The organism is uncultured Dialister sp., from assembly GCF_937959425.1.
Classification (GTDB): Bacteria; Bacillota; Negativicutes; order Veillonellales; family Dialisteraceae; genus Dialister.
Genome location: NZ_CALGPS010000036.1, coordinates 1 through 5,247 on the forward strand (window position 1 = coordinate 1; position 5,247 = coordinate 5,247).

Annotated in this window: 5 protein-coding genes; all 5 read left to right on the forward strand. The window is 54.1% G+C overall.

Translation table 11 applies throughout. The annotated features are described in order from the left end of the window. Positions 1-556 precede the first annotated feature (556 nt). The 5 genes from Q0482_RS01725 to rpmA all read left to right on the forward strand — a co-directional run bounded on the left by Q0482_RS01725 (position 557) and on the right by rpmA (position 3,952). Positions 557-1,378 (forward strand): TlyA family RNA methyltransferase, encoded by an 822-nt coding sequence (locus Q0482_RS01725; protein WP_299142589.1) that lies wholly within the window; start codon positions 557-559, stop codon positions 1,376-1,378. A gap of 4 nt (positions 1,379-1,382) precedes the next feature. After that, positions 1,383-2,261 (forward strand): NAD(+)/NADH kinase, encoded by an 879-nt coding sequence (locus Q0482_RS01730; protein WP_299142592.1) that lies wholly within the window; start codon positions 1,383-1,385, stop codon positions 2,259-2,261. Between the two features lie 769 nt (positions 2,262-3,030). Further along, on the forward strand, positions 3,031-3,339 hold the full coding sequence (rplU, locus tag Q0482_RS01735) for a 50S ribosomal protein L21 (protein WP_008859010.1): 309 nt from the start codon (positions 3,031-3,033) through the stop codon (positions 3,337-3,339). After that, the gene (locus tag Q0482_RS01740) at positions 3,339-3,662 is read left to right on the forward strand and encodes a ribosomal-processing cysteine protease Prp (protein WP_299142595.1); all 324 of its coding nucleotides are present in this window, start codon (positions 3,339-3,341) and stop codon (positions 3,660-3,662) included. The genes rplU and Q0482_RS01740 overlap by 1 nt, the downstream gene beginning before the upstream one ends. 5 nt (positions 3,663-3,667) lie before the next feature. Further along, entirely contained in the window at positions 3,668-3,952 is a 285-nt protein-coding gene (gene rpmA / locus Q0482_RS01745) for a 50S ribosomal protein L27 (protein ID WP_297002197.1), read from the forward strand. Positions 3,953-5,247 lie beyond the last annotated feature (1,295 nt).

Here is a 5,247-nt window from a genome sequence, read left to right on the forward strand (position 1 = left end):
GGTCCCCCCACCCCCGAGTGCGGGGGTGGGCAAGTTTATGGGGAAAAAGGAACCGTGCCACTACATCCCTTGCCCACCCCTGTCCAGGGGTGGGTGGCGAGTGCCTATATACTCTCTTGCGCCCCACTGCTTGTCAGGTGGCAAGGGAACTGGATTCGCAGGGAGTCGATAGACGACTGAGAATCCAGTGACACGCTTCCCACCGGGGCGGGAGAGGGCCACGAAGTGGCGAGGGGTGATTGCCAAAGGCAGCTGCCTGCGGCAGCTGATATAAAATTGGGGCCTTCCTTTTTAGTCCTGTCGCCTGCGGCGACACCCCCCTTCCTTTGGAAGGGGGCTAACGCACTCCTTCATGCAGCACTGGCGACACTAATGCAAATCCCGTAACGCTGACTTTATACTCATCGCCCGAAGGGCGATACCACAACCCTCGGCGCCAAAGGCGCCGTCAAACCTAAGAACCCTTGGGTCTGAAGGGCCCATCAATCTTAAGAACCCTTTTCTCCGTACCACCCGCAGGGCGTGTCATATTTCATAAAAACAACGAGGTACCACATTGGCTAACCGGAAAGTAAAGAAAGAACGGCTTGATGTGCTCCTGGTGGAGCAGGGATTTTTTGAAAGCCGGGAGAATGCAAAACGTCATATTATGGAAGGCATCATTCTGGTGAATGATGTGCCTGTGGACAAGGCAGGGACGAAGGTGCCTGTGGACGCCCATCTCCGCATCAAGGGCCACGTTATGCCCTATGTGGGCCGCGGCGGCTTTAAGCTCGAGAAGGCGCTGAAGACTTTTTCCATTGACCTTACAGGAAAGGTGATGACGGACATCGGCGCTTCCACCGGCGGTTTCACGGACTGTGCTCTCCAAAACGGGGCATCGAAGGTTTTTGCCATCGACGTAGGCACGAACCAGCTTGACTGGAAGCTCCGCAGCAATCCCCAGGTAGTGAACCTGGAGAAGACGAACATCAAGGTGGTAACGGAAGACCTTCTTGGTGAAAAGGTGGATTTCATTTCCACCGACGTTTCCTTTATTTCCGTCACCAAAATCATCCCCGCCGTCCACTCTATCCTGAAGGAGGAGGGCTCCCTGGTTATCCTTATTAAGCCCCAGTTCGAAGCGGGCCGGGAGAAAGTGGGGAAGGGGGGCATTGTGAAGGACCCCAAGGTGCACAGGGAAGTCATCGAAGACACCCTTGCCGCCTTTGCGGAAGAGCACCTGTACTGCCACGGCCTCACCTATTCGCCCATCAAGGGGGGCTCCGGAAATATCGAATTTCTGGCGTGGCTGAAAAATGAGAAACCTGAAAGGGACATTACATCGGCGGATGTGGAAAAAGTGGTAGAAGAAGCCCATGCCGGCTTGAAAGGATAAGGGAATGAGATTTGGCATTTACCCGAACCTGGGGAAAGCGGATTTACAGCAGGCCCTCACGGCCCTGACCGGCCTCCTCAGGTTGAAAAAAATAGATTACAGCTTTCCCATTTCCATGAGAAAGGGCCTCATGGAAATGGGATTTACAGAAGAAACCTATGAAACGGAAGAAACCATGGGGCAAAGGGACTTCATCCTCTCCGTAGGCGGCGACGGCTCCTTCCTTGGCGCCGCCCGCACCTTCGCCGACTATCCCGTCCTCATGGCAGGCCTCCATCTGGGCGATCTGGGTTTCCTGAATTCCATCACCCTTTCGGACTTGGAAAAAAGGATGGACCAGATCCTTGCCGGCGATTTCAAGAAAGAACAGCGCCTTTACCTGTCCTCGAGGATTGTGCATGAAGACAGGACAGAGGAAACACTGCCCCACGTGTTGAACGACGTGGTCATCGGCCACAACTCCATCGGCCAGCTGGCCAGAATCCGCCTCTTCATCAATGACAGCTTCATCCAGGAATACGCTGCCGACGGCCTCATCATTTCCTCGCCCACCGGCTCCACCGGCTACTCCCTCTCCTGCGGAGGCCCGGTGCTGGGCCCCTCCGACGACCGCATCATCATCGTCCCCATCTGCGCCCATACTCTCCAGCGCTTCGCCATGGTCCTCTCAAGGGACGACGTGGTCAAAATCAGGGTACCGGAAAGAGAAAAGAACCTTTCCCTCTCCCTGGACGGCGCCTACACCTTCTCCTTCACCAATAAAGACACCCTTTATGTAAAGAGCGTAGAAAAGCCTATCCGCTTCCTCCGCTTCCAAGACCAGGACTTCTTCGGAAGCATTACAAGAAAACTGGTCAGAAAAGTAGCAGACTGCGGGAAGTAAAAGGGGCCAGAGGCCCCTTTTAAAGTTGACGGCCCTTCGGGCCGAAGTTTGACAGGCCTGTGGCCTGAGGGTTCTAAGGTTTGACGCACCTGTGGGGCCGAGGGTTGTGGTGGCGCCTTTTAAATAATAGAAGGCGCCAGTTTGGATAAAACTGTACAACCGCCCTAGCGGGCGAGGGGAAACAAGCAAACCACGCCTTCGGCGTGATGAAAATGCACACCCCCCTTTGGTGGCTGCGCCACCACCTTTCCCCCTGTTCAGGGTGCACTATGGGTACTCAGCATTGTGCTACATGACTCTGTGGGAAAGCGTAGAGCGCTCTATTCTGCCCCCTGAATAGGGGTGGCAAGCGAACACGATTCGTAGGGGAGCTGCAGCGACCTGAGAATCGTGTGAGACGCTTTCCCGTGGAGAAGTCCCGCGAAGCGGGATAGGGGGTGGCCACGTCAGTGGCCAATTCACCCTCAATGCTTATCATGCCTTAAGCAACAGGAGGGTAAGCACGTAACGCTGACTTCATACTTATTGCCGCCAAAGGCGGCAATCCACAACCCTCGGCGGCAGAGCCGCCGTCAAACCTAAGAACCCTCCGGCCAGAGGCCGGTCAATCTTAAGAACTTTAAAACCAACTATTGACATTCCCCATTTCTTTTTGTATAATAATCAAGTCATTGTACATAAGTGCCATGACGCAACCGCACGAATAAGGCTCTTGGAAATGCAGAAATGCTGCCTGCATCGGCGAGTATAGTAAAGAGGAGGTGCACAAATGTACGCAATTATCAAAACAGGTGGAAAACAGTACGTTGTTGAAGAAGGTAAGGTTATTTCCATCGAAAAACTGGACGTTGAAGAAGGCGCAGAAGTAACATTCGACGAAGTTCTTCTCGTATCCGGAGATGACGTAAAGATCGGTCAGCCCAACGTAGCTGGTGCCAAGGTAACCGGCAAGGTCCTTGAACAGGGTAAGGAACGCAAGATCCGTATCTTCAAGTACAAGGCTAAGTCCAACTACCGTCGTCGTCAGGGTCATCGTCAGCCTTTCACAAAGGTTAAGATTGAAAAAATCGAAGCATAATGATCACTGTAGACATGCATCATGATAAGGAAGGCCGTTATACCGGTTTCTCCATTCATGGACACGCAGATGGTTATGAAAAGGATGGGGAATATGATCTCATCTGTGCCGCGGTAAGTGCCATCACATTGACCATTGCCGGCGGGCTTCAGGATGTGCTTCATAAAGAAGGAACCTATGATTCCGACTTCGGTTTCATGGAGGTGGAAATTTCATCATCCGATGAAAAAAGCCAGGTTCTCTTCTGCACTATGGTTCACGGCCTTCGGGCTGTGGAAACCAGGTATCCATCCCATTTAAAGATTCTTGATAAAAAGGGGTGAATTTCATGTTACTTTTTGATCTCCAGTTATTCGCTCATCATAAAGGTGCGTCCAGCACAAGCAACGGCCGTGACTCCAACGCCCAGCGCCTTGGCACAAAGATGCACGCAGGACAGATTGCTAAACCGGGCAACATCATCGTTCGCCAGAGAGGCACCCATCTCCATCCCGGCCTGAACGTTAAGATCGGCAAGGATGATACACTCTTTGCAACCGCAGAAGGCAGAGTCGCTTTCGAACGTCTTGGCAGAGACAAGAGACAGGTCAGCGTATATCCTGTTAATGAATAAGAGCAGAAAGAGCTGCAGGAAACTGCGGCTCTTTTTTTGTGCTGTGGACACGGCCCGAAGGGCCGAGAGGGTGCAAAGGGTTCACAGGGTTCAGAGGGTGGTGGTGGGCGTGCAGCCGCGGAGCGGCTGGGATCGAAGATCGGGATCGAGGATCGGGGGCCGCCTCCCATTGTCATCCTGAGCGCCAGCGAAGGATCGTCGGTCGACCAATTAAAAGGAAGGCCCTTTTATGGGCAGGCTAAGGGCCAACTTTGGCCGACTCGCGCATTCTATGCAGAATACGCGCAGTACGCGTAGTAAGTGTTGCCAATGGCAGTAAATACCAGTCGGCGGGTCGGCTGTATTCCCGTAGGGGCCTGCCGCTACGAGGCAGAGGGGCGTATGGCATCCATCGGGCCTAACGGCCCTCGGTGCCAAGGGCTCTATCGCTGCCGCTCAGGGGGCAAAGGCCGTGGTGTGGCGCCCTTTTGGAAATATGGGGGCGCCATTATTATAAAACCTTCACAACCGCCCTTGCGGGCGGGGAGGGAGTACCCCCTTTGGTGGCTGCGCCACCACCTTCCCCCCAGCTTCGCTGGTGGGACTATGGGTGCTGTGCATTTGTGCCACATGATTCTGCAGGAAAGCGTAGAGCGGTCTATTCTCCCCCCTGAATAGGGGGGAGTTCGGCGCAGCCGGATAGGGGGTGGCCACGCCAGTGGCCAATTCACCGCTATGTTTAGCATGATTGATGCAGCAGGAAGGAAATTCCGTAATGTAAGGTTCCTTACGGTCAAGCGATTAAAATGAAGGCCCTTTAATGGGCAGGCTAAGGGCCAATGTCGCTTGACTTGACAATCCTATGCAGGATTGCCACCCGCAGGAAGGAGCTGGGCGGAGCCCTGAGGAACACTTGAAGATAGCGCCAAGCCACTATGAGCCATCTTAGGCTCCTTTGGGGCCTCGGCCTTTTTTCAAAAGGCCACTATCCTCCGTCGCCTGCGGCGACACCTCCGGCCGGGCTTTAAGGTGTTCGCTTTATGTGCAGGCTATGCTCAAATAAGAGCCCGGCTCAGAAGCCCTCTGCAGGGCTTCTGCCTTCCAAAGGAAGGGGGGGGTAACGCACTCCGTCATGCAGCATTGGTGACACAAAAGGCATTCCCGTAACGATGACTTCATAATCATTGCCGCGCAGCGGCTATCCACAACTCTCGCCCGCAAAGCGGGCGTCAAACCTAAGACCCCTCCGGCCAAAGGCCGATCAGTTGAGTAGACGGAATCAGATTACTCTGTCCGCCCCTCACAGAACCGTACGT

Excerpts from the sequence above, each read along its gene's own strand:
- rplU (WP_008859010.1), top strand. The coding sequence starts at position 3,031 with ATGTACGCAATTATCAAAACAGGTGGAAAACAGTACGTTGTTGAAGAA.
- rpmA (WP_297002197.1), top strand. The coding sequence starts at position 3,668 with ATGTTACTTTTTGATCTCCAGTTATTCGCTCATCATAAAGGTGCGTCC.
- Q0482_RS01740 (WP_299142595.1), top strand. The coding sequence starts at position 3,339 with ATGATCACTGTAGACATGCATCATGATAAGGAAGGCCGTTATACCGGT.
- Q0482_RS01730 (WP_299142592.1), top strand. The coding sequence starts at position 1,383 with ATGAGATTTGGCATTTACCCGAACCTGGGGAAAGCGGATTTACAGCAG.